The sequence below is a fragment of the Lentzea sp. NPDC037011 genome (assembly GCF_055607425.1).
Genome location: NZ_JBVJRT010000007.1, coordinates 1 through 22,475 on the forward strand (window position 1 = coordinate 1; position 22,475 = coordinate 22,475).

At 72.0% G+C, this 22,475-nt stretch carries 20 protein-coding genes and 1 rRNA gene; 13 read left to right on the forward strand and 8 right to left on the reverse strand.

Annotation, left to right across the window (positions count from 1 at the left end; all coding sequences use genetic code 11):
* From rrf to ACZ7CH_RS22230, 3 genes are all read left to right on the forward strand, one after another.
* Positions 1 to 91 (forward strand): 5S ribosomal RNA (gene rrf, locus ACZ7CH_RS22220); the annotation flags it as partial.
* A gap of 599 nt (positions 92 to 690) precedes the next feature.
* Positions 691 to 2,232 carry a deoxyguanosinetriphosphate triphosphohydrolase family protein gene (locus ACZ7CH_RS22225; protein ID WP_360396077.1) on the forward strand — a complete coding sequence of 514 codons (1,542 nt, stop codon included), beginning with the start codon at positions 691 to 693 and terminating at the stop codon, positions 2,230 to 2,232.
* Between the two features lie 149 nt (positions 2,233 to 2,381).
* Complete coding sequence (locus tag ACZ7CH_RS22230) at positions 2,382 to 5,174, forward strand: S8 family serine peptidase (protein WP_470374737.1); 2,793 nt, start codon at positions 2,382 to 2,384, stop codon at positions 5,172 to 5,174.
* Positions 5,175 to 5,306: 132 nt separating this feature from the next.
* Here ACZ7CH_RS22230 and ACZ7CH_RS22235 read toward each other — a convergent pair whose 3' ends face one another.
* A complete protein-coding gene (locus ACZ7CH_RS22235; RefSeq protein ID WP_232837002.1) occupies positions 5,307 to 6,209 on the reverse strand; it encodes a hypothetical protein in 903 nt (300 codons plus the stop codon).
* 415 nt (positions 6,210 to 6,624) lie between these two features.
* Here ACZ7CH_RS22235 and ACZ7CH_RS22240 point away from each other — a divergent pair, with 415 nt between their 5' ends.
* The 5 genes from ACZ7CH_RS22240 (at position 6,625) to ACZ7CH_RS22260 (ending at position 9,240) form a co-directional block, all read left to right on the forward strand.
* On the forward strand, positions 6,625 to 7,302 hold the full coding sequence (locus ACZ7CH_RS22240) for an acVLRF1 family peptidyl-tRNA hydrolase (protein WP_470374738.1): 678 nt from the start codon (positions 6,625 to 6,627) through the stop codon (positions 7,300 to 7,302).
* 29 nt (positions 7,303 to 7,331) lie between these two features.
* Positions 7,332 to 7,739, forward strand: coding sequence for a hypothetical protein (locus ACZ7CH_RS22245; RefSeq protein WP_458431234.1), 408 nt, complete (start codon positions 7,332 to 7,334; stop codon positions 7,737 to 7,739).
* A 61-nt stretch (positions 7,740 to 7,800) separates the two neighbouring features.
* On the forward strand, positions 7,801 to 8,253 hold the full coding sequence (locus ACZ7CH_RS22250) for a SigE family RNA polymerase sigma factor (protein ID WP_360396084.1): 453 nt from the start codon (positions 7,801 to 7,803) through the stop codon (positions 8,251 to 8,253).
* A complete protein-coding gene (locus ACZ7CH_RS22255) occupies positions 8,253 to 8,750 on the forward strand; it encodes a hypothetical protein (protein ID WP_470374739.1) in 498 nt (165 codons plus the stop codon). The genes ACZ7CH_RS22250 and ACZ7CH_RS22255 overlap by 1 nt, the downstream gene beginning before the upstream one ends.
* A 16-nt stretch (positions 8,751 to 8,766) precedes the next feature.
* Positions 8,767 to 9,240 carry a GNAT family N-acetyltransferase gene (locus ACZ7CH_RS22260; RefSeq protein WP_470374740.1) on the forward strand — a complete coding sequence of 158 codons (474 nt, stop codon included), beginning with the start codon at positions 8,767 to 8,769 and terminating at the stop codon, positions 9,238 to 9,240.
* Here the strand turns inward: ACZ7CH_RS22260 and ACZ7CH_RS22265 are convergent.
* Both ACZ7CH_RS22265 and ACZ7CH_RS22270 read right to left on the reverse strand, forming a co-directional pair.
* Complete coding sequence (locus tag ACZ7CH_RS22265; protein WP_470374741.1) at positions 9,224 to 9,841, reverse strand: NAD(P)-dependent oxidoreductase; 618 nt, start codon at positions 9,839 to 9,841, stop codon at positions 9,224 to 9,226. The genes ACZ7CH_RS22260 and ACZ7CH_RS22265 overlap by 17 nt on opposite strands.
* Positions 9,838 to 10,719, reverse strand: coding sequence for an EamA family transporter (locus tag ACZ7CH_RS22270; protein WP_458431240.1), 882 nt, complete (start codon positions 10,717 to 10,719; stop codon positions 9,838 to 9,840). The genes ACZ7CH_RS22265 and ACZ7CH_RS22270 overlap by 4 nt, the downstream gene beginning before the upstream one ends.
* A gap of 79 nt (positions 10,720 to 10,798) precedes the next feature.
* Here ACZ7CH_RS22270 and ACZ7CH_RS22275 point away from each other — a divergent pair, with 79 nt between their 5' ends.
* Positions 10,799 to 11,689, forward strand: a complete 891-nt coding sequence (locus ACZ7CH_RS22275) for a LysR family transcriptional regulator (RefSeq protein WP_470374742.1) — start codon at positions 10,799 to 10,801, stop codon at positions 11,687 to 11,689.
* A 78-nt stretch (positions 11,690 to 11,767) separates the two neighbouring features.
* Here the strand turns inward: ACZ7CH_RS22275 and ACZ7CH_RS22280 are convergent, their stop codons facing one another.
* Complete coding sequence (locus ACZ7CH_RS22280) at positions 11,768 to 12,520, reverse strand: SDR family oxidoreductase (protein ID WP_470374743.1); 753 nt, start codon at positions 12,518 to 12,520, stop codon at positions 11,768 to 11,770.
* 139 nt (positions 12,521 to 12,659) lie between these two features.
* On the opposite strand from ACZ7CH_RS22280, the gene ACZ7CH_RS22285 reads away from it, so the two are divergent.
* The 4 genes from ACZ7CH_RS22285 (at position 12,660) to ACZ7CH_RS22300 (ending at position 17,520) form a co-directional block, all read left to right on the forward strand.
* A complete protein-coding gene (locus ACZ7CH_RS22285; RefSeq protein WP_360396095.1) occupies positions 12,660 to 14,288 on the forward strand; it encodes an ABC-F family ATP-binding cassette domain-containing protein in 1,629 nt (542 codons plus the stop codon).
* Positions 14,289 to 14,463: 175 nt separating this feature from the next.
* Complete coding sequence (locus ACZ7CH_RS22290; protein WP_030473247.1) at positions 14,464 to 14,673, forward strand: helix-turn-helix domain-containing protein; 210 nt, start codon at positions 14,464 to 14,466, stop codon at positions 14,671 to 14,673.
* Positions 14,674 to 14,731: 58 nt separating this feature from the next.
* Complete coding sequence (locus ACZ7CH_RS22295; protein WP_360396099.1) at positions 14,732 to 15,547, forward strand: enoyl-CoA hydratase/isomerase family protein; 816 nt, start codon at positions 14,732 to 14,734, stop codon at positions 15,545 to 15,547.
* An 86-nt stretch (positions 15,548 to 15,633) separates the two neighbouring features.
* Positions 15,634 to 17,520, forward strand: a complete 1,887-nt coding sequence (locus ACZ7CH_RS22300) for an ABC transporter ATP-binding protein (protein ID WP_470371290.1) — start codon at positions 15,634 to 15,636, stop codon at positions 17,518 to 17,520.
* Between the two features lie 652 nt (positions 17,521 to 18,172).
* Here the strand turns inward: ACZ7CH_RS22300 and ACZ7CH_RS22305 are convergent.
* From ACZ7CH_RS22305 to ACZ7CH_RS22320, 4 genes are all read right to left on the reverse strand, one after another.
* Positions 18,173 to 19,744 (reverse strand): penicillin-binding transpeptidase domain-containing protein, encoded by a 1,572-nt coding sequence (locus ACZ7CH_RS22305; RefSeq protein WP_470374744.1) that lies wholly within the window; start codon positions 19,742 to 19,744, stop codon positions 18,173 to 18,175.
* Between the two features lie 125 nt (positions 19,745 to 19,869).
* Positions 19,870 to 20,610, reverse strand: a complete 741-nt coding sequence (locus ACZ7CH_RS22310; protein ID WP_360396103.1) for an SIS domain-containing protein — start codon at positions 20,608 to 20,610, stop codon at positions 19,870 to 19,872.
* A 189-nt stretch (positions 20,611 to 20,799) separates the two neighbouring features.
* Complete coding sequence (locus tag ACZ7CH_RS22315) at positions 20,800 to 21,453, reverse strand: nucleotidyltransferase family protein (protein WP_470374745.1); 654 nt, start codon at positions 21,451 to 21,453, stop codon at positions 20,800 to 20,802.
* Positions 21,454 to 21,590: 137 nt separating this feature from the next.
* Entirely contained in the window at positions 21,591 to 22,415 is an 825-nt protein-coding gene (locus ACZ7CH_RS22320) for an alpha/beta fold hydrolase (protein WP_360396106.1), read from the reverse strand.
* Between the last annotated feature and the right edge of the window lie 60 nt (positions 22,416 to 22,475).

A 22,475-nucleotide genomic window follows, 5' to 3' on the forward strand; every position in this document is an offset into this window, starting at 1 on the left:
ACCCGGTCCCATTCCGAACCCGGTAGTTAAGCCCTTCTGCGCCGATGGTACTGCACTGGTTACGGTGTGGGAGAGTAGGTCGCCGCCGAACTTACGTACAGAAGCCCCTGAGGGTCGAGCGCCAGCCGCTCCCCTCAGGGGCTTTCTGCATTTGCCGGCTCACCCCCTCAGCACTCCCGCAGCCGCGCTCCAGCCGCCCCTGCGCCCAGGGCTCACTCGACCGGGTGAACGTTGTCCGGATCTCGTCCTTCCTCCGTCTTGTAGATGTCCACCCATCCGAGCTGTCCGGAACTCATGGTCATCTTCGCCCGCCAATATGGAACCGCGTGGGGGAGGCCGCATGTCCTCAACGACTCCAACCCGACCACTCCCGAGCTGAGCCCCAAGCCGCCCCTCCGGAACTCACCCACCGCAGAGCCCACCGAACCCAGTCGCCCTCAAGCCGAGTCATCCCACGAACTCGATCACCCCGAAGCCGAACCCAGCCGGCCCAGGCCTCGGCCGCCCAGACCTCAGCCGCCAGACCTCAGCCACCCGACCCCGGCCATCCCAACCCCCAGTCACCGCAACCCCAGCCTCCGCAACGCCAATCGCCGCCCAATCCCAGCCACTGCAACCGGAATCACTGCCCAACCCCGGACACCCCAGAGCCGTACCGAACAGCCGACCCGCCACAGGTACCTTCTGCACATGCACAACGAGCAGCGCACCGCCCGCCGGTCCGGGGGCACGAGCAAGACCGCGGACCTCGCGACCAACCCGTTCCGGGTGGACCGCGACCGCGTCGCGAGCTCCCCGTTCTTCGCGCGGCTCGGCGGTGTCACGCAGGTCGTCAGCTCCACCGGCTCCGGTCTGCTCGTGCACAACCGCCTGACCCACAGCCTGAAGGTCGCCCAGGCCGCCCGCGCCATCGCTGAACGCCTCACGAACCGCCCCGAGCTGACCGCGGTGCTGGAGAAGCTCGGCGGTTGCGACCCCGATGTCGTCGAGGCCGCCGCCCTCGCCCACGACCTGGGCCACCCGCCGTTCGGCCACCTCGGCGAGCAGGTGCTCGACCGGTTGGCCCGCCACCGGTTCGCCCTGCCCGACGGGTTCGAGGGCAACGCGCAGTCGTTCCGCATCATCACCACCACCGACGTGCGCGGGCCCAAGGCGCTCGGGCTGGACCTGACCGTCGCCGTCCGTGCCGCGATGCTCAAGTACCCGTGGACCCGTCACCAGGACCTGGGGCTCGCCATCGCGCCCCGCGGTGCGGCCGAGCCGGCTGACATGCCGGGGACCGGCAGTGCGAAGTTCTCCGCCTACGTCACGGAGATGAGCGACCTGCAGCAGGCGCGCGAGCCGTTCGAGGGGCGGATCGAGGCGTGGCAGCAGACGGTCGAGGCGAGTGTCATGGACACCGCGGACGACATCGCCTACGCCATCCACGACCTGGAGGACTTCCACCGGGTCGGGGTGTTGCAGCACGCGACGGTCGCGGCGGAGCTCGGCACGTGGCAGGCGCAGGCGCTGGAGCTCGCCGGGTTGAGCGATGCGGAGCTCGAGGCCGAGATCCGGATGCCGGGGCGGTCGCTGGAGACGTTGCGGCGGCGCATGCACCTCAAGGACTCGTGGGTGATGAACGACGAGGCGTTCGCGATGGCGGTGCGCAAGGTCAGCAAGGAGCTGGTCGACGGGTTGCTCGCGGTGCCGTTCGACGGGTCGGTCGAGGCGGAGCAGGCGGTGGCCGGGTTCAGTGCGCGGTGGACGCGCCGACTGGTCGACGCGGTCGGTGTGATCGAGGAGCCGACGCCGCGGTCGGGGCACGTGGTGCTGGCGGTCGCGCAGTGGCACGAGGTGCAGGTGCTCAAGTTCGTCCACCGGCGGTTCGTGTTGTTGCGGCCGGACTTGGCGCTGCACCAGCGCGGGCAGGCGCGGTTGCTGACCTCGCTCGTGGACGCGCTCGACCAGTGGGTCACGGACCGCACCGAGGCGGACCGGTTGCCGCGCAGGCTGCACGACCTCGTCGAGTTGGCCGAAACGGAGTACGCGGCGCTCGCCCGGACGGAGCCGTCCACATTGGTCGGTCCCGCGGGTGAGCTGTCGGTCGGACCGGACGTCGTGCGAGGCCTGGCAAGGGGAAGGGCCGTCGTGGACTTCGTCGCGTCCCTCACCGACAACCAGGCGGCCGCGTTGCTGGAAGCTCTGTCGGGACGAACCGGTCAGTTGTGGACTGACGCGTTTGTTCTGTGAACTGTGATTGCGCCTGCTCAGTGGGAAGTAGCCCAAAAGGATGCTGACTGTGATCAGTCGTGCACCATACGTTGGCGCCTCGACCGGGATCATCCGGTCGTAGGCCGCGTGTTCTCGGGGGACACGCCAACGTTCGGGGGGAAAGCCCTGTGCGCCCATCTCGAAGAGGCACGACACTGGTCACGGCGGGCACCGCGGTGCTGCTGGCCGCGCTGACCGCGGTCGCGCCGGCGAGCGCGGATCCGGTCAAGGCGTCGAAGTCCATCAACGACCGCACGGCGGCACAGATCGCCGCGTTGCAGAGCATCAAGAAGTCGCTCACCCCAGCTGAGTCCAAAGTAGACAGCGCTCTGGTCGTCGAGGCCCGCAAGCGCGTCCAGGTCGGCGTCACCAGCGCCCTCCCGCAAGTCCAGACCGGTGTCGCGGTGTCGTCGAGCTCGACGACCGTCGTCGACGTCCGCGCGAAGCAGTACTCCGAGGGCCTGGTCGACGCCGTCCGCGCCGCGGGCGGGCAGATCCGGGCGGTGTCCCCTGAGAACCGCACGGTTCGCGCCGAGCTGCCGCTGACCAAGCTCGCCGACATCGCCGGCCGCGCCGACGTCGCCCGCGTCGAGCGGGGCAGTGACGCGATGACGCAGAGCGTCGAGAACAAGCGGGACCGCAAGAGCAAGAAGGCTGCTCCGTCCAAAGAGGACAAGGCGCGGCAGATCGAGCGCCGGCTCGCCGAGCAGCGGACCGCGGTGCTGGCGGCCAAGACCGCCGAGAGCGACAAGGCCCACAGCGCCGACGTCGCGCGCGGCTCGTTCCACGTCACCGGCGTCGGCGTGAAGCTGTGCGCCCTGTCCGACGGCATCTCGTCGCTGGCCGTGTCGCAGGCCGCGGGTGAGCTGCCCGCCGTCGACGTCGTCCCGGGCCAGGAGGGCTCCGGCGACGAGGGCACGGCGATGCTCGAGATCCTCCACGACCTCGCGCCCAACGCGGAGCTCGGATTCGCGACGGCGTTCAACGGCGACGCGAGCTTCGCCGACAACATCAGGAAGCTGCGCTTCCAGCTCGGCTGCGACGTCATCGTCGACGACGTCATCTACTTCAACGAGTCGCCGTTCCAGGACGGCATCATCGCCCGCGCGGTCGACGCGGTCGCCGCCGACGGTGCCGTGTTCTTCTCCAGCGCCGGCAACCAGGGCAACGTCGCCGACGGCACGGCCGGCTACTGGGAGGGCAAGTTCGTCGACTCCGGTGTCGGCGTCGGCAAGTTCGCGGGCACCGCCCACGACTTCAACCCCGACCCGAACGCCAAGCAGCTGTTCAACCCGCTGTCGAACTACTCCGGTGACGCCCCGGTCACGCTGCACTGGGCCGACCCGCTGGGCCAGTCGTTCAACGACTACGACCTGTACCTGGTCAACGCCCAGGGCAACGTCGTCACCTTCAGCCAGAACAACCAGGACGGCGCCCAGGACCCGTACGAGCGCCTCAACACCCCGACGAGCTCGACCGGCACGCGGCTCGCGGTCGTCAAGTTCCGCGGTGAGGACGTGCACTTCGGGCTCACGCTGTTCGGCGGCCGCTTCGCCGACTCGAACGACGGGCTGAAGAAGTTCGTCACGCCCGGCGTGACCCGCGGTCACTCCGCCGCCAAGGGCGCGATCTCGGTCGCGGCCGCCCCGGCCGCCGGGGCACTGCCGTTCGACCTCGAACCCGGTGACCCGGCCAACCCGAAGGGCCCGTACCCCGGTGCCTTCGACAGCGCGCAGAAGCCGGAGCGCTTCACCTCCGACGGCCCGCGCAAGACGTTCTTCGCCGCCGACGGCACGCCCCTCGCCGAGACCCGCCAGAAGCCGGACATCACCGCGGCCGACGGCGTCGCCACCTCGGTCAGCGGCTTCAACCCGTTCTTCGGCACCTCGGCCGCCGCGCCGAACGCCGCCGCCATCGCCGGCCTGATCCTGTCCGGCAACCCGACGCTCACGCCCGCCGAGGTCAAGGAAGCCCTCGTCACCACGGCGATCGACATCGTCGAGTCCGGAGTGGACAACCGCACCGGCGCCGGCATCGTCATGGCCGACCGGGCGCTCGCCTACACCGGTGCGTCCCCGCAGGCACTGGCCCGCGCGCAGAAGCCGACCGTCGTGAACGACAACGACGGAAGCGCTTTCCTCAAGCCCGGCACGACCTCCACGGTCACCGTGCCGGTCACCAACGGCGGCGACGGCCCGGCCGCGTCGACGTCCCTGGTGCTGACCTCGCCGACCGCCGGCGTGACCATCGCGCCGCGGTCCAAGTTCTACGGCACCATCGAGGTCGGCCAGACGGCCTCGAACACCTTCAAGGTGACCGTGCCGGCCTCCGCGGGCCTCGGTTCCGCGGTCCGGCTCGACGCCAGGGTGACCTACGCGGGTTCGACGTCGCCGACCACGGCGTCGTTCACCCTCCGCGTCGGTGAGCCGTCACGCGACTTCAAGACGTTCGCCTACACCGGCGCACCGGTCGCGATCCCGGACAACGACCCGACGGGCGCGTCCATCTCCCTGCCCGTCACGGGTGTGGGTGCGGCGTCGAACCTGAAGCTCTCCGTCGACGGTGCGACGTGTTCGACCGCGGACGGTGCCACGACCGTCGGCATCGACCACACGTTCGTCGGTGACCTGGTCGGCACGCTGACGGCGCCCTCGGGCAAGTCGGTCACGCTGTTCTCGCGCACCGGCAGCCTCGGCAACAACATCTGCCAGGCCGTGTTCGACGACTCGGCCGCGCGGGCGTTCTCGACGCTGACCTCGGCCGACCAGCCGTTCACCGGCACCTGGCGGCCGGCCGGACAGCTGTCGTCGCTGCTCGGCGAGGCGGCGGACGGCACCTGGACGTTCAAGGTCGCCGACGTGGTCAGCTCCGACCGCGGCTCGGTCCGGGCGGTGACGCTGCACGTCGCCGGCTGGGTGTGACCTGAACGGCTGACAGGGGCCCTGGCACCGAGCTCACGGGTGCCAGGGCCCCGTCACGTCCTCACCGGCCGCTCAACGCAGGAGGGCCGCCTCCCCACCGGGGAAGCGGCCCTCCTGGGCGAAGCGGAAGGACTAGCGGTTCGGCCACTCCCAGCGGATGCCGAACACACCGGGACCGAACCCGAGCGCCACCGCGTGCACCCCGCCGCCGGAGTCCAGCGTCAGGTTGCGGCGGCGGGACGGGGTCTCGTCACCGGCGGGCACGCTGTACTGCTGGACCCGCGAGGGGAGGTTCGCCTCGTCGAAGCGCACCTCGATGACGTACTCGCGGACCGGCAGCCGGAACTTGCGGGCGAACGTGTTGTTGCCCTTCGGGGCGTGGCCCTCGGGGAACACCAGCTGGTACTCCATGATGAGGGTCTCGCCGCGGGTCAGCGGCCGCTCGAACATCATCTCCGCGACCATGATGTTGGCCTCGTGGTCACGGGCGATGCGGCCCAGGTGGCAGTTGCGCACGTTCACGATCTCGGGGAGCACGTCGGACTCCTCGGTCTCGAAGACGAGCGCCCAGCGGTCGGGGCCGTCCTGTTCCGCGCGCAGGATCTGCCGCACCCACACGGACTTCTGCCCGCCGTCGGCAGAGATCTCGATGCGGTCGTGCTGGCTGATCCGGCCGAGCTTCAGGTCGGACGAGGTGTCGACCTTCGAGAGCAGGTTCGCCACGCGTTCGCGGCGAGCCCACAGTGCGTCGATGGGCATCATGGTCGTCGGGCGGCACCGGCGTCCCCGTGGTCGAGGTGGGCCGAGCAGCGCCGAGAGACCGGACTGAGGTACGCCGAGGACCGACTCGAGGTGACGAAGCGCCTCCAGCGACTCCGGGCGCTCTGGCCTGCGCCGCCCGGACTGCCAGTAGCTGAGCGTCGCGACGCTGATCGTCACGCCGCGCAGTGCCAACCGGTGCTGGATGCGGTCGAGGCTGAGTCGACTGGCCTTGATCGCGGCTCGAAGAGCCTCCGGAAACGGTCCGGTGGTCAAGAGCTGCGTAAGGCTGCCGTGGCCCGTTGAGTCGGTGTCGTCAACAGTCAGTGTTGGTCGACCGGCAGCAGTGGTCATGGTGACTCCCCGCTGTCATAAGATCACGCCCCAGTGACCCTACCCGCCCGTGAACTGCGCTGGTCGGCGCCGGATGGAGTCAATGGTTAATCCATACGGTTCACGAGTTCACGCTTTCGAGGCTCATCTGTCAAGCGTCATGAACCGATCAGTAACATCCGCGTGCTGCTCACGCGCCGTGTCGAGGTGGTTCTAGTGTGTGCACGATGACCCCCCTCCGACGGGACCACGCGCCCGGAGGTTCCCCGCCCGTTCCGGTGGTCCGGACGCGGCCCGCGCGCACCGCCGGATGGGAAACGACCGGGAAACTCCGCATGTCGCGCAGGGTGGCGGGGCGGTGAGCCGGGTCCGGCCCGTTCCCGGAGGGCGCGCGGTGGAGGTCGAACCCGAGCGCGTGCACGGGTGGGTCGCACGGTTCGCGGAGCGTCACGGGCCCGTTGACGTGCGGGTTGATGGCAACGTCGTCATCACCGCGGCAGACGGAGCAACAGCGACCTTCGTCACGCGCGGCGGAACCACCCTCGACGAGGTGGTGGAGAAGCTCGCCGAACCGCGGCGGGTCGGACTCGTGCTCGTCCGGCTCGGCGGTCACAGCGTCGGTGTCGCGTTCGGTGACCGGGTCGAGGTGTCCGCGACCGACCGCAAGCAGGTCCACGGCCGCATCCGGGCAGGCGGCTGGTCGCAGCAGCGGTTCGCCCGCCGCCGGGAGGGGCAGGCGCGCGTCGCGCTGCGGGCCGCCGCCGACGACGTGGCCCGCGTCCTGGTGCCCCGGCTCGCGGAGCTGGACGGCGTGGTGCTGGGCGGTGACCGGCAGGCGCTCGACGTCCTGCGCGACGACCGCAGGCTCGCCGGCGTCTTCACCAGGGCGGAGGACCGGGTGCTCGACGTGCCTGAACCGCGGCGCGCGGTGCTGGACGAGGCCGCCCGCCGCGCCCGGTGCGTCGAGATCGTGATCCAGGACACGCGGGCAACCCGGCCGGGCGCCGACCGCATGGATGGGGGTGAGGGTGCCTAGAGGGCGCCACCGACCTGCTGGAGTCGCAAGTGCGCAAACGAATGGTGATCGTGGCGGGTGCCGTCGCGCTCGGAGCGGTGGGCATCGCGGTGCCCGCGCTCGCCCTGAACGGTGGCGGCGGCACACCGGACCACGCGCCGACGTCCTCGGCGCCGCGGCCGACCTCCTCCACGGCGCAGGCCCCGCCGACCACGCCGGCGCCCACCTCGATGTCGAGCACGCCGGAGCAACCGCCGTCGACGACGGTGCTGCCGACGTCCCCCGGGACGAGCCTGCCGCCGACCACGCCGCCGCCGTCGTCGATCCTGCCGACGCCGCTGCCCACCACCCCGCAGCAGCCGCCGACGACCACCTGGGCCACGAGCCCCGCGCTGCCGCCGACGACCTGGACGCCGCCCGCGACGACGCCGCCGGTCTCGTCGCAGCCCGCCGGGTGAGGAGTCACCGCTGAACTGGGAGGCCGAGTTCACCGACTGCTTCGACCGGTCAGCCGACTCGATGCGGTTCACCGCGTTCCTGCTGTGCGGTAGCTGGCACGAAGCGGAGGACGTCGTGCAGTCGGCGTTCTTGAAGCTCTACCTGGCCGGTCCGAAGCTCGCCGACCGGTCGGGGCTCGAACCGTACCTGCGGCAGATCGTGGTGCGGACGTTCCTCGCCGAACGCCGCAAGGTCCGCTGGCGCAGGGAGAAGCTCACCGACACGCCTCCAGAGGGCCTGTCCTCCGCCGCAGGGGCGGAGGACAGGCTCGTCGTCTGGCAGGCGCTGTCCGCCGTGCCCGCACGGCAGCGCGCCGTGCTCGTGCTGCGCTATTGGCACGATCTGAGCGTCGAGGACACCGCCGCCGCGTTGAAGTGCTCCGCGGGCACGGTGAAGTCGCAGGCCAGCAAGGGGCTGGAGACCCTGCGGCGCAAGCTGGGACCGGAGTTCGACCACCTGAGGCTGGAGGTGTGATGGTTCGCGAGGACGACCTGCGGGAGACCTTCTCCGCCCTGCACGCGGAGGGGACGCCGCCGCCCGCCGTCACGGCCGCCGACCTCATCCGGCGCGGGCGGGCCGTGCGGTCCCGGCGGCGTGCGGTCGCCGTGGCCGGCACCGGGCTCGCGACCGTCGGTGTCGTGGCCGTGGCGCTGGCCGTGCTGCCCGGCGCCGCACCACCGGAACCGCTGACACCGGGACCCTCGTCGTCGACCAGCGCGCCGGCCCCGGCGAGCACCTCACCGTCACCGGAGTCGGCCGAGCGGACACCGCCGCAGACGACGACGCTGCCACCCGGCACCACCCCGCAGTCGGGCACGCAGCAGACCCCGCCACCGCAGACGCCGCCGCCGGCGTCGAGCCCACCCGGCACGCCGGACACGTCGAACGCGGTGCCCCCGCCGGGCACACCGGCCACCACGACCTCCGCCTCGGGGCAGTTCCTGCCGACCACGCCCACGTCGTGCTGCTGAGCGGCACAATCCGGGCATGACCACCCGGATCCGCCTCGTCGAGGTCACCGACGCCAACCGCGCCGCCGTGGCGGCCGTGCGCGTGCACCCGTCCCAGGAACGCTTCGTCGCCCCGGTCGAGAAGTCGTTCCAGGACGCGGAGGACCACCCGGAGGGCAACCCCTGGTACCGCGCCGCCCACACCGGTGACGTACCGGTCGGGTTCGTCATGCTCAGCTGGGACGTGACGCCCGGACCGGGCCTGCTGGGGCCGTACTTCCTGTGGCGCCTGCTCATCGGCGCCGAGCACCAGGGCCGCGGCTACGGCACGGCGATCCTCGACGAGGTCGTGGCACTGCTGCGCGCGCACGGCGTTCCCGAGCTGCTCACCAGCTACGTGCCGGGTGAGGGCACGCCGGGGCCGTTCTACCTCGGCTACGGCTTCGTGCCGACCGGCGAGGTGGAGGACGGCGAGGTCGTGCTGCGGCTGGACCTCAGCTCGCGACCGTGAAGTGCCGGTCGCCGCGGGGCCGTTCGAGCTCGTCGACCACCGCGATGGCCAGGTCCGCCGCCGAGATCGCGGACGGACCGGTGAGCATCTCGTCGCCGCCGCGCCGGTAGGTGCCGGTGCGCTCACCGGGTTCGAGCAACGCCGGTGGGCTCAGGTAGACCCAGTCCGCCGCGTGCGCCCGGCACACCTCCAGCTGCCGCACGCTCGCCGCCGCGATGGGGCGGACGTGCGCCGGCACGAACCGGTCGTCGTCGAGCACGAGCCCCGTGCCACCCGGTGACCGCAGCGGCGCGGCACCACCCACGACCAGCACCCTCGTCCCGGCGGCCAGCGCGGCGTCCAGCAGTGCCGCGGTGGCCGGCCCGGCGCTCTGCTCCTGCCCCGGCCGCGGCCGGGTGGCGGCGACGACACCGTCCACTCCGGACAGCACGTCGGCCATGAGCGCGCGGTCGGTCGCGTCACCGCGCACCACCCGCACCCCGTCCGGCACCACGGGCACCGTGCTGCGGACCACCGCCGTCACGTCGTGCCCGCGCCGTGCCGCCTCGGCCACCACCTCGGCGCCGACCATGCCCGCGGCGCCGACCACTGCGATCTTCACCGGAGAACGCCCCTGGCGAGCACGGGCGCGGGACGCTGGCTCGCGACGATCGCGGCCAGTGCGAGGGCGAAACCGGTGAGCTGCACCGGGCCGAGCGTCTGGCCGAGCACCACCACGCCCAGCAGCGCCGCGACCATCGGGGACAGCAGGCCGAGCACCGAGACCGAGGTGACCGGCAGCGTGGTGATCGCGCGGAACCACAGCACGTAGGCGAGCAGCCCGCCGACACCGCCGAGCCACAGGTACCCGATCACCGCCGCCGGCCCGACCGCCGGTGGCGGCCCCTCGACCAGGAACGTCACCGGCACCAGGAACAGCCCGCCCGCGGTCAGCTGCCACCCGGCGAACGCCGTCGGCCCCACACCGGCGGGCCGCCCCCACTTCTTCGTCAAGGTCACGCCGAGCGCCATCGTCGCCGCCCCGCCGAGGCCCGCCAGCACGCCGACGAGGTCGAACCCGGCCGCGGGCCCCAGCACCACGAGACCGACGCCGACCACGCCGACGACACCCCACGCGCACCGCCACGCCGACGGGCTCTCCTTGAGCACCCCGACCGCCAGCAGCGCCACCACCAGCGGCTGGGCCGCCCCCAGCGTGGCCGCGACGCCACCGGGCAGGCGTTCGGCGGCGATGAACAGGAACGGGAAGAACAGGCCGATGTTGAGCACGCCGAGCGCGCCGGCCCGCCACCACCAGGACCCGCGCGGCAGCGTCCTGGTGAACGCCAGCGCGACCAGGCCCGCCGGCAGCGCGCGCAGCAACCCGGCGAACAGCGGGTGCCCCGCGGGCAGCAGTTCAGTGGTGACCACGTAGGTCGAGCCCCAGACCACCGGCGCGAAAGCCGCGAGCGCGGTGCGGGAGAGGTCGTTGTTCTGCACGCCTCCCAGTGTTGGTGACCAGCGTGGATGAGTCCAACGCATGTTTGTCACGTCATCCATCGTGGTTCAAGATGGATGGGTGGAACTCCAGCAGATGCGCTACGTCGTCGCGGTCGCCGAGACCGGCAGCTTCACCCGCGCCGCCCAGCGCTGCCTGGTCGTGCAGTCGGCGCTGAGCCACCAGGTCGCCCGCCTCGAACGCGAGCTCGGCGCGCGCCTGTTCGACCGCACCAGCCGCAGCGTGCGGCTGACCCCGGCGGGCACGGCGTTCCTGCCCGCCGCACGCCAGTGCCTCGACTTCGCGGACCGCACCGCGGCCGAGGTGGCGGCGGCCGTGGGGGAGGTGCGCGGGCGGGTGCTGATCGGCGTGATCCCGACCGTGGCGGCCGTGGACCTGCCGGCGGCGCTGAAGGTGTTCCGGGAGCGCTACCCGCAGGTGCGGGTGGCGTTGCGGATGCAGCCGAGCCACGAGCTCGTCGAGCAGGTCCGCCAAGGCGCCCTGGACCTGGCGTTCCTCGGCCTGCCACCCACCGCGCGCCCCGAGGGGGTGCGCGGGCGTGAACTGGCGCGCGACCGGCATGTCGCCGTGTTCGCGCCATCGCACCCGTTGGCGGAGCGGGACGAGGTGGGGCTGGAGGCGCTGGCCGCGGAGCCGTTCGTGGACTTCCCGACGGGCTCACCGGGGCGGTCGCAGTCCGACCAGGCGTTCGCGGCGGCCGGGCTGGTTCGGGAGGTCGCGTTCGAGGTGACGACGGCGGAGCTGATGGCAGGGCTGATCCGCGAGGGGCTGGCGGTCGCGGTGCTGCCGTCGCGGTACGCGCCGCGGTTGGGCGGGGTGGTGACCGTGCCGGTCGTGGACGGGCCGGCACGGGTGGAGCACCTGGTGTGGAGCACGGCCGGGCTGACACCGGCCGCCGCGGCGTTCCTGGAGGTGCTCGGGGTGCCGGGGGAGGCCGCGGAGCCGTCCTGAGAGCCGTGTGAGCCGCATCAGGTGGTCCGGGCCTCCGGGGAACCTGCCGCCGCGTCTCATGTCGCGCTGGCGGGCCGTTCAGCCCGCCGTGCCCGTCGCCAGCAGCCCGCCGTCGACCCGCACGGTCTCCCCGGTGATCCACGACGCCGCGTCCGAGCACAAGAACGCCACCAGCCCCGCCACGTCCTGCGGCGTCCCGAGCCGCTTCATCGGGTACTGCTGCGACGTCTCCTCCTCGCGGCCGGTGTAGAGCGCCTCGGCGAACTTCGTCTTCACCACGGCCGGTGCGACGGCGTTGACGCGGACCTTCGGGCCCAGCTGCCACGCCAGCTCCTCGGTCAGGCGGATCAGCGCCGCCTTCGAGGCGCCGTACGCGCCGATCACACCGGTCGAGCGGATGCCGCCGACGGAGGCGACGTTGACGACCGCGCCGCCGTGCTCGCCCATCCAGGCCTTCCACGCGAGCTGCACGAAACCCAGTGCCGCCACCACGTTCACGTCGAAGATCTTGCGCACCGCGGCCAGGTCGGCGTCCATCAGGGAACCGAACTGGGGGTTGATGCCGGTGTTGTTCACCAGCACGTCGAGGCTGCCGAACTCCGCCATCGAGCGCGCCACGACCTCTTCGCGGGACGCGTCGTCGCCCGCGTTGCCCTGGACCGTCAGCACCCCGCCGCCGAGCTCGGCGGCGGCCGCGGCGAGCTGGTCGGCCTTGCGGCCGGTGATCGTGACGGACGCGCCGCGGGAGAGCAGCTCGCGCGCGATGCCGAGGCCGATGCCGCGGGAGGCACCGGTGACCAGCGCGGTCTTGCCGGAGAAGTCGTCGCTCATGGCCGGCAATCTATGCGTCTGGACACAGGTGGGAAATCCGGTGGCCCGCGACCCGTAGAATGGTTCGCGTGATCCTCCTGGAGTAGGCCGCCGCAGTACGTGCCGCCCCTTTGCCGTACCCACCTACCCGGAGTCTTCTTTGATCACCGCAACCGACATGGAGTTGCGCGCGGGCTCACGCATCCTCGTGAGCGGCGCCAACCTGCGCGTCCAGCCCGGCGACCGGATCGGCCTCGTCGGCCGCAACGGCGCCGGCAAGACCACCTCCCTGCGCGTCCTCGCCGGTGAGGGCCAGCCCTACGGCGGCACCATCACCCGCAAGGGCGAGCTCGGCTACCTGCCGCAGGACCCGCGCGAGGGCGACCTGTCCGTCATCGCCAAGGACCGCGTCCTGTCCGCCCGCGGCCTCGACCAGCTGCTCCGCGACCTGGAGAAGGCCCAGTCGAAGATGTCCGAGCTGGTCGACCCCGACGAGCTCGAGAAGGCCGTCACCCGCTACGGCAAGCTCGAAGAGCGGTTCGCCGCGCTCGGCGGGTACGCGGCCGAGTCCGAGGCCGCCCGCATCTGCTCCAACCTCGGCCTGCCCGACCGGGTGCTCGCGCAGCCGCTCAGCACGCTGTCGGGCGGTCAGCGCCGCCGCGTCGAGCTGGCGCGCATCCTGTTCGCCGCCTCCGAGGCGGGCATCGGCGCGAAGTCCAGCACGATCCTGCTGATCGACGAGCCGACCAACCACCTCGACGCCGACTCGATCACCTGGCTGCGCGGCTTCCTCAAGTCCCACGACGGCGGCCTCGTCGTGATCTCCCACGACGTCGAGCTGCTCGACGACGTCGTGAACAAGGTGTGGTTCCTCGACGCGATCCGCGGCGAGGTCGACATCTACAACCTCGGCTGGAAGAAGTACCTCGAAGCCCGCGCCACGGACGAGAAGCGCCGTCGCCGCGAGCGCGCGAACGCCGAGAAGAAGGCCGGCGCGCTGATGACGCAGGCCGCGAAGATGGGCGCGAAGGCCACGAAGGCCGTTGCGGCGCAGAACATGGCGAAGCGCGCGCAGAAGCTCCTCGACGGTCTGGACGACGTGCGCCAGAGCGACAAGGTCGCGAAGATCAGCTTCCCGGCGCCGGCCCCGTGCGGCAAGACCCCTTTGATGGCAGAGGGTCTGAGCAAGTCCTACGGCTCGCTGGAGATCTTCACCGGCGTGGACCTCGCGATCGACCGGGGTTCCCGCGTCGTCGTGCTCGGCTTCAACGGCGCCGGCAAGACGACGCTGCTGCGGTTGCTGGGCGGCAGCGAGAAGATGGACGCGGGCCAGGTCGTGCCCGGCCACGGTCTCAAGATCGGCTACTTCGCGCAGGAGCACGAGACGCTCGACCACGGCGCGTCGGTGTGGGAGAACATCCGGCACATGGCACCGGACGAGCAGGAACAGCGGCTGCGGTCGCTGCTCGGCACGTTCCTGTTCAGCGGCGAGCAGCTCGACCAGCCCGCCGGCACCCTGTCCGGCGGCGAGAAGACCCGGCTGGCGCTCGCCGGCCTGGTGTCCTCGGCGGCGAACGTGCTGCTGCTCGACGAGCCCACCAACAACCTCGACCCGGCCTCGCGCGAGCAGGTGCTCGACGCGCTGCGGCGCTACGAGGGCGCGGTCGTCCTCGTCACGCACGACCCCGGCGCGGTCGAGGCGCTGGAGCCCGAGCGGGTGATCCTGCTGCCCGACGGCACGGAGGACCACTGGTCCGAGGACTACCTGGAGCTCGTGCAGCTCGCGTGATCTCCACGCGTCAAAGGACTACCGTGCGCACCCTGTGATCAACTGAGTGTGATCGAATCGACCGTTCGGCGATCTCTTTGCTTGATCACCTGGCGTTCTGCGTGAACCTGTTCGATCATTGCGACGACAGGGGCCGTCGAACGGCCCGACCTGCTCGTACGGAAGGCGGGACGAGGTGGCTGACCTGAAGAAGGGTGCCCGGATCACCGGCGCCACGCGGGACAAGCTGGCCGCTGACCTGAAGAAGAAGTACGAAAAGGGCGCGAGCATCCGGGCTTTGGCCGAAAGCACCGGGCGTTCCTACGGCTTCGTGCACCGGGTTCTGTCGGAATCCGGCGTCACGCTGCGCGGTCGCGGTGGCGCCACCCGGACGAAGAAGAAGTAGTACCCCACCAGACTGCTACTCTCCGGTAACTAGCTTCTAGTCCGCCGGAGGTACCGACATGCCAGTGCCCGCTGTCGACGCTGGTGTGCTCGAGCGCGGTGGCGTCCGGCTCGCTCTTGCCGGACCGCTCGCCACCGTCACGCTCGACCGTCCCGACGTGCTGAACGCGCAGACGCCCGCCACCTGGCAGGCGTTGCGGCACATCGGTGAACAGCTGGACCCGGACGTCCGCGTCGTGGTCGTCCGGGGTGCCGGCCGCGCCTTCTCGGCGGGGCTGGACCGGCGCATGTTCACCGGTGAGCCGGTCGACGGAGAACCCGGTGGCCTGCCGGGGATGCTCGCGCTGCCGCCCGAGGAGGCGGACGCGCGGATCGCCTCGTACCAGGCCGGGTTCACGTGGCTGAGCGACCCGGCACGCGTGACGATCGCGGCGGTGCAGGGGCACGCCATCGGCGCGGGCTTCCAGCTGGCGCTGGCGTGCGACTTCCGCGTGCTCACCGAGGACGCGCAGTTCTGCATGGCCGAGACCGGGCTGGGACTGGTGCCCGACCTCGGCGGCACACTGCCCCTGGTGCGCCTCGTGGGGTACTCGCGCGCGGCCGAGATCTGCGTGACCTCCCGGCGGGTCCCCGCCGACGAGTCGCTGCGGATCGGCCTCGCGAACTCCGTCGTGCCCGCGGCCGAGCTGGACGCGACGGTCGAGGCGCTGGTGGCCTCCGTGCTCAAGCCGATGGCGGGCGCGGTCACCGAGACGCTGGCGCTGGTGGCGTCGGCGGCTTCCGGCGTGCCCTTCGCCGACCAGCTGGCCGCGGAACGCGCCGCGCAGCTGCGCCGCATCCGCTCGCTCGCGGCACTGGCGTCCGCTCAGAGCTGAACCGCAGCTCCAGGCGTTCTGTGCAGGAATTGTCAGACCGCTGTGCTGTTCTAGAAGGCGTGGACGGCTACAGCTCCTGGCGATTCATGATGGGGGTGACCTCGGACGCACCGGCCAAGGTGCGCCGCGGCACCTTCCGGCGCGTGCTGGCCTTCGCCCGGCCCCACCGCGCGAAGCTCGTCGTGTTCCTCCTGCTCACGGTGATTTCCTCGGTCCTCGCCGTGTCGACCCCGCTGCTGGCCGGTCGCGTCGTCGACGCGATCGTCGGTGGGTCCGCGCCCTCGGTGGTGGTGTGGCTCGCGGTGGCCATCGCGCTCATCGCGGTGGTCGACGCCGGTCTGGGCGTGGTGGAGCGGTGGCAGTCCACGCGCATCGGTGAGGGCCTGATCTACGACCTGCGCCGGGCCGTGTTCGGCCATGTGCAGAAGATGCCGGTCGCGTTCTTCACCCGCACGCGCACCGGCGCGCTCGTCTCCCGGCTGAACAACGACGTGATCGGCGCCCAGCGCGCGTTCACCTCGACGCTGTCCGGGTTCGTCACCAACATCATCCAGCTGGTCCTGTCGCTGGGCGTGATGTTCACGCTGTCGTGGCAGGTCACCGCGCTGGCCCTGGTGCTGCTGCCGGTGTTCGTGCTGCCCGCCAAGCGGATGGGCCGGCGGATGGCGGACATGCAGCGCGAGGCCTCCACTCTCAACGCCTCGATGGTCACCCAGTCGACCGAGCGCTTCTCCGCTCCCGGCGCGACCCTGGTGAAGCTCTTCGGCCGCCCGGACCGCGAGGAGCAGGAGTTCTCCGACAAGGCCGCGAAGGTCCGCGACATCGGCATCCGCACCGCCATGGCCACCCGCTGGTTCATGACCGGGCTGACGCTCGTGTCCGCGCTCGCGCAGGCCCTGGTCTACGGCCTCGGCGGCTACCTGGCGCTGACCGGCCACCTGGCCGCGGGCACCGTGGTGTCGCTGGCGCTGCTGCTGACCCGCCTGTACGCCCCGCTGACGGCGCTGGCGAACGCCCGCGTCGACGTGATGACGGCGCTGGTGTCGTTCGAGCGGGTCTTCGAGGTGCTCGACCTGGAACCGATGATCCAGGAACGCCCCGGCGCGCGTGCGGTGCCGGACGGGCCGGTGTCGGTCGAGTTCGACGACGTGCGGTTCGGCTACCCGGCCGCCGCGAAGGTGTCGCTCGCCTCGCTGGAGTCGGTCGCCACCCTGGACACCCGCGGCGGCGAGGAGGTGCTGCACGGCGTCAGCTTCAAGGCGGAGGCCGGTCAGCTGGTCGCGGTCGTCGGCTCGTCCGGCGCGGGCAAGTCGACGCTGGCCTCCCTCGTACCCCGGCTCTACGACATCGACTCCGGGTCCGTGCGCCTGTCCGATGTGGACGTTCGCGACCTGAGCTTCGACTCGCTGCGCGGCACCGTGGGCGTCGTGACGCAGGACGGGCACCTGTTCCACGACACGATCCGCGCGAACCTGGAGTACGCGGCCCCCGGCGCGTCCGACGACGAGCTGTGGGACGCGCTGCGGCGGGCCCGCCTGGTCGAGCTGGTGGAGTCGCTGCCCGACCGGCTCGACACCGTCGTCGGCGAACGCGGCTACCGGTTGTCCGGCGGCGAACGCCAACGCCTGACCATCGCGCGCCTGCTGCTGGCCAAGCCGCGCGTCGTGATCCTCGACGAGGCCACCGCGCACCTGGACTCGGAGTCCGAGGCGGCGGTGCAGGCGGCGCTGACCGAGGCGTTGAAGGGCCGCACCGCGCTCGTGATCGCGCACCGGCTGTCGACCATCCGCAACGCCGACCAGATCCTGGTGCTGGAACACGGCGAGATCGTGGAGCGGGGGACGCACGCCGAGCTGATGCGGGCCGAGGGGCGGTACGCGGACCTGTACAACACGCAGTTCGCCGAACCCCCGGTCGTCGGGGTGTACCCGACGCCGCAGTTCAGCGCCCACGCGGAGGCCACGTCCCCCTGACGGCACCCGCGCCACGGCGCTCGCGTCGTGGGTGCCGTTGGTCGGCCGCCTTGACGGGGCTCCGCTGGCGCGGCGGCGCTCGTGTCGCCGCGCGACGAGCTGGCGTGAGCGCCGCGCGTGACGTCGTCAGGCGGCGCGTCGTCGCTCGCGCGCACCACGGGGGCGCACGCCCGACGCAACGCCCCGGTCACCGCGGCGTTGCGCGCGCCGTCGCACGACGACCGGGCGGCCGCGGTCGTGCCCGAGGCGTCCCGCTGGGCGAGGCATTGCGCGCCCGTTCCGCCGCCCGGTGCGCCGCGCCTCGCCACGCGCCAGGCTTCGCCACGCCGCGCGCCACACGCCGCCGGGCCTCGCCGCGCACCTCGCACCGCACGCCACGCCTTGCCCCGCACCGCGCCTCACGCCCCGCACCGCGCCTCGCGCCACACTTCGCCTCGCGCCGCACTGCGCGCCACGCGCCGCACTTCGCCTCGCGCCGCGCACCTCGCCGCGCCACCCCACGCGCCTCACTGCGCGCCGCACGCGGCACGCGGGCACCAAGGAGACCGCCGCCGCGCCCCTTAGCCTTCCGGACCCACGAGCGTTCCGCCGAAACCTGCTCACCCCAGGCGAACCACCCCCCGGCATCACCTCTGGCGGACCACCCGCAGCATCACCCCCGGAGGAACGCGCCAGCCGCGTTCACCGCACTCTGCGACGATCCGGCCTTCTCGACGAACACCGCGAACGCCACGTTCCCCTGGTAGCCCACGAACCAGCCGTGCGCCGTACCGCCACCGGCCTCGGCCGTGCCGGTCTTACCGGCCAGGCCGCGGAGGCCGGCCAGTTGCTTCGCCGTGCCGCTGGTGACGACCTCGGACATCATCTGCCGCAGCGCGGGCAGTGCGGCGCGGGGCGGGGGCGCGCCGACGTCGCCCGGTACGCCGGTGCGGCCGCGCAGCAGGGTCGGGGTCGGGGTGCGGCCGGAGGCCACGGTGGCGGCGACCAGCGCCATGCCGAACGGGCTGGCCTCGACGTTGCCCTGGCCGAAGCTGTTCTCCACCTGCTGGTCGCCGGTGGCGGGCGGCACCTTGCCGGTGTTGGTGGTGGCGCCGGCCATGTCCCAGTCGGCGCCGAGGCCGAAGCGCTTGGCCATCGCGGGCAGGGCCTGCGGGCCGAGCTTCAGGCCGAGCTGGCCGAAGGTCGTGTTGCAGGACAGGGCGAACGCGGTGTGGAACGGCAGGGTCTCGTGGCCGAAGCCGTCGTTGTTCACCGTGCGGGTGCCGATGGTGGCGCGCGCCGGGCACGGCACGGTGGTGCCGGGCTGCACCAGGCCGGCGTCCATCGCCGCGGCCGCCGTCACGATCTTCATCGTCGAGCCGGGGGCGTAGCGGCCGATGAACGGGTTGGTGCCGGCCAGCGCCTTGTTCTGCGCCACCGCGAGGACCTCGGTCGTGGCCGGGTCGAGTGCGACGATCGCGGCGCCCTGCGGCAGGGCGTCGACGGCGGCCTGCGCTGCGGCCTGGCGGGCCGGGTCGATCGTGACGGTGAGCTTCTCGCCCATCTCCGGCTTCTTGCCGTCGAGCGGCACGAACCCGGCGGGCGACTGGAGCCCGACCTCCCAGCCGTCGGTGCCCTTCAGGTCACCCGCGGCACCGGTGATCGTCGTGTACAGGCCCTCCGGCAGCGCACCCGGCACCAGCGGTTTGCCGTCGCGGCCCAGCAGTGCCCCGTCCGCGAGCGCGGCGCGGTAGACCAAGGAACCGCCCTCGGTGAGCTGCGGGTGGATGAGCGCGGGGGTCCAGTGGACCTTCCACGTGGTGCCCGCGCGCTGCAGGCCGATCCTGACCTCGTACTTCAGCACCGCCGAGTTCGGCAGCGACCACGTCACCGCGGCCGGGACCTCGGTCGTGGTCGCGTCCTCCGCGACGGTGGGCGCGGTGAGCAGCCTGGCCTGGTAGGCCGAGGACCCCATGCCCGTCCTGGTCGCGGCGAACGCCTTGCCGGCCACGTCGGGTGCGTCCGTCAACGCGGCGGCGGCGGTCGAGTCGTTCGAGAACAGCCTGGTCGCGAACGACTGCGCCACCGAGCCCGGTGAGTCGACCACCGGCTTGGCCGGTGTCCCGCCCGGTCCGCTCGAACTGGCCGAACCGCCACCCCACAGCATGACGCCCGCCACGCCCACAACGGTGGCCGTGACGAGCGTTCCGCCGATCAACACGAGTCTGCGTGTCCTGCGTTCCACCGGTGAAGCTCCCCCCAGGTAGGTCTTTCCCCGGTGGGAGGCTAACGCGGCGATGTGGAGATCCTGTGGAAGTTCCCGTTGCTGTGACAGCTTTTGGCCGTTAGGACGAGCACCGGCCGATAGGACTAGCCCAGCTGGGGAATCCGGGTCTGGTAGTGCCGCAGCATGTCGGCGTTGGCCGCGTCGCCGCCCTCGACGTTCGCGCTGCGCCACAACGGCAGCTGCACACCCGTCTCGGTCGCCTTGTCGAGCAGCCGCACCATCAACAGGTTCCACAGGAACGCCGTCGCGATGGTCGACACCGCGGCCGTCACCGGTGCCTGCTCGGGGTAGGTGGAGTCACCGGGCGGCACCAGGTTGTCCAGCACGACGGTCGCGACCTCGGCCAGCGTCGTGCCCGCGCGGCGCGGGGCCTGGGAGCTCGCCGACACCGAGGTGACGGCCACGACCGGGCAGCCGGCCTCCGCCGCCTCCAGCGCCAGCTCCACCGGGTAGTGGTTGACGCCTGAGGTCGAGAACACGAACAGCACGTCGTGCGGCGCCAGACCGGCCTCCCGCAGCACCTCGCCCGCGAGCCCGGAGCGGCGTTCGGCGGCCGTGCTGCTGATCGCACCGTGCATCGGCAGCAGCTCGGGGTGGTAGATCGGGCGCACGCAGGCCAGGCCACCCGCGCGGTAGAAGGTCTCGGCGACCGCCGCCAGGGAGTGGCCGGCGCCGGCGGTGAGGATCGTGCCGTCGGCCTGCACTGCGGCGAGCACCAGCTCCGCCACGTCGTCCAGCGCGCTGGAGTTGTGCTGCTCGACGCGGGTCAGGTGCGTGCGCACGAAGGTGCCGTAGTCGGACCCGGTCACGGTGTCGGTCGTCATGCGGCCCAGTAGTACCCGATTGCCGGAGGCCTCACCAGTAACCCGAGCACCACAACTGCCGATACGCGCCATGAGGGCAGTCGGCGGCGGACGGGGGGTGGGTCGGATCAGGCGGTACTTCGTCACCTGGGTCGTGCTGACCGCCGTGTTCACCGCCGCAGCCGCCACGCACATCACACTGGCGGTCACCTACGCCGAGCTGTGGCCGGTGTGGGTGGCGTTGGCGCAGCTCGTGGTCGCGGTCGGGTGCGCGCGGGCCGCTGTCTGCGCACGGCCCTGAGAGCCGGTGCTCAGGTCCTCCGGCCGGTCCACGTCGGCGCCGTCCGCCACGTCCGAGCACTCGACGTGCCGCACGGAGGCCGACCTCAGGTACTCCCGGGCGCCCTGGTCGCCCGCCGCCGACGACATGACACCGGGGAAGTGGTCGCTGCCGATCAGCACCGGATGACCGATCTCGCCGTCGTACACCGCCCGCGCCAGCACGTCCGGAGCGGCGAGCGCCATCAGCCGGCGCAGTGCGGCGACCGTGACACCGGGGGTGTCCACCGGCAGCACCACCACGGCGTCCACCACGCCCACCGCGTGCAGGCCGGTGCGCAACGACGACCCCATGCCCGACTCCCAGCCGGGGTTGTCGACGACGGTCACCCCGGTCAGCGCCGCCCTCGCCCGCACCTCACCGGCCGCGGCACCCAGCACCACGACCACGGGAGCACAGCCCGCTGCCCGCAGCGCCTCGGCCGCGATGTCGACGAAGAGCTTGCCGTGCACCGCAACGAGGGCCTTCGGGGTGCCGAACCGGCGGCCTGCCCCCGCGGCCAGCAGGAGCCCGGCGACGCGCATGCCCCGAACCTAGTCGGTGCGGCGGGCCGGCCGGAAGCCGAGCGCCGTGCGCGACCGGGTGCCGAAGCGCTGCCGCAGCCGCTGACCAGCCAGAACAGCTTCCTCTTCCGGCAGTTGCCGCCAGCGGAGGAGCAGGTTCAGCCGAGGTTCTCCAGGATCAGGCCGGACGCGGCCTCCGGGACCTCCTCGGGAATCCAGTGGCTGACGTCCTCGACCATCTCGAACCGGTACGCGCCCGTGCACCACTTCTCGGTCTCGAACGCAGCCACCGACCCGAACGCCACGTCCTCGGTGCTCCACACGTACATGGTCTTGACGCCGACCTTGTCCGCGACGCCGTCCGGCCTGCCCGCGCGGTACCAGTTGAGCGCCGCCGACAGCGCGCCCGGCTCGGAGAGGCGCTGGACGTACTCGTCGACGTGCGAGGGCCGCACGCGGTACTCGAACATCTGCCGCAGCGCGTGGGCGTTGTTGTCCAGCATCCGCCTCTCGGTGCTGCGCTCACGCCAGTCCAGCACGTATTGCGACCGCATCCGCTGTTCCTCGTCGGTCTGCAACGCGGTCCGCAGGGCGCCGGGGTGCGGGGTGGAGAACACGGTGAGCGTGCGCAGCCGGTCCGGGTGCTCGATCGCCGTCCACCACGCGACCGCGCCACCCCAGTCGTGGCCGACCAGGTCGACCGTGCCCCAGCCCAGCGCGTCGGCCATCGCCAGCACGTCCCCGACCAGGTGCGTCGTCGTGTACTCCTGGTACCGCTCCGGCCGCACGCCGGGGGAGTAGCCGCGCTGGTCGGGCGCGACGGCGCGGAAGCCGTTGGCGCCCAGGACCGCGACCTGGTGCTCCCACTCGATCGCGGCCTCGGGGAAGCCGTGCAGGAGCAGCACCGGGCGGCCGTCCTCCGGACCGGCCGCGATCGCGTCGAAGGTGCCCGCCTCGGTGGGGATGCTGAGGTGCTCGATCACGGGTGCGAACCCTACCTGTGTGACCTGGATCTCAAGGTCCGAGCCGAACGGGGCCGTGTG

What these genes read in the sequence shown, in the direction of transcription:
- ACZ7CH_RS22260 (WP_470374740.1), top strand. Translation starts at nt 8,767, where the DNA reads ATGACCACCCGGATCCGCCTCGTCGAGGTCACCGACGCCAACCGCGCC.
- ACZ7CH_RS22310 (WP_360396103.1), bottom strand. Translation starts at nt 20,610, where the DNA reads ATGACGACCGACACCGTGACCGGGTCCGACTACGGCACCTTCGTGCGC.
- ACZ7CH_RS22255 (WP_470374739.1), top strand. Translation starts at nt 8,253, where the DNA reads ATGGTTCGCGAGGACGACCTGCGGGAGACCTTCTCCGCCCTGCACGCG.
- ACZ7CH_RS22300 (WP_470371290.1), top strand. Translation starts at nt 15,634, where the DNA reads ATGATGGGGGTGACCTCGGACGCACCGGCCAAGGTGCGCCGCGGCACC.
- ACZ7CH_RS22250 (WP_360396084.1), top strand. Translation starts at nt 7,801, where the DNA reads ATGCGGTTCACCGCGTTCCTGCTGTGCGGTAGCTGGCACGAAGCGGAG.
- ACZ7CH_RS22295 (WP_360396099.1), top strand. Translation starts at nt 14,732, where the DNA reads ATGCCAGTGCCCGCTGTCGACGCTGGTGTGCTCGAGCGCGGTGGCGTC.
- ACZ7CH_RS22280 (WP_470374743.1), bottom strand. Translation starts at nt 12,520, where the DNA reads ATGAGCGACGACTTCTCCGGCAAGACCGCGCTGGTCACCGGTGCCTCC.
- ACZ7CH_RS22315 (WP_470374745.1), bottom strand. Translation starts at nt 21,453, where the DNA reads ATGCGCGTCGCCGGGCTCCTGCTGGCCGCGGGGGCAGGCCGCCGGTTC.
- ACZ7CH_RS22225 (WP_360396077.1), top strand. Translation starts at nt 691, where the DNA reads ATGCACAACGAGCAGCGCACCGCCCGCCGGTCCGGGGGCACGAGCAAG.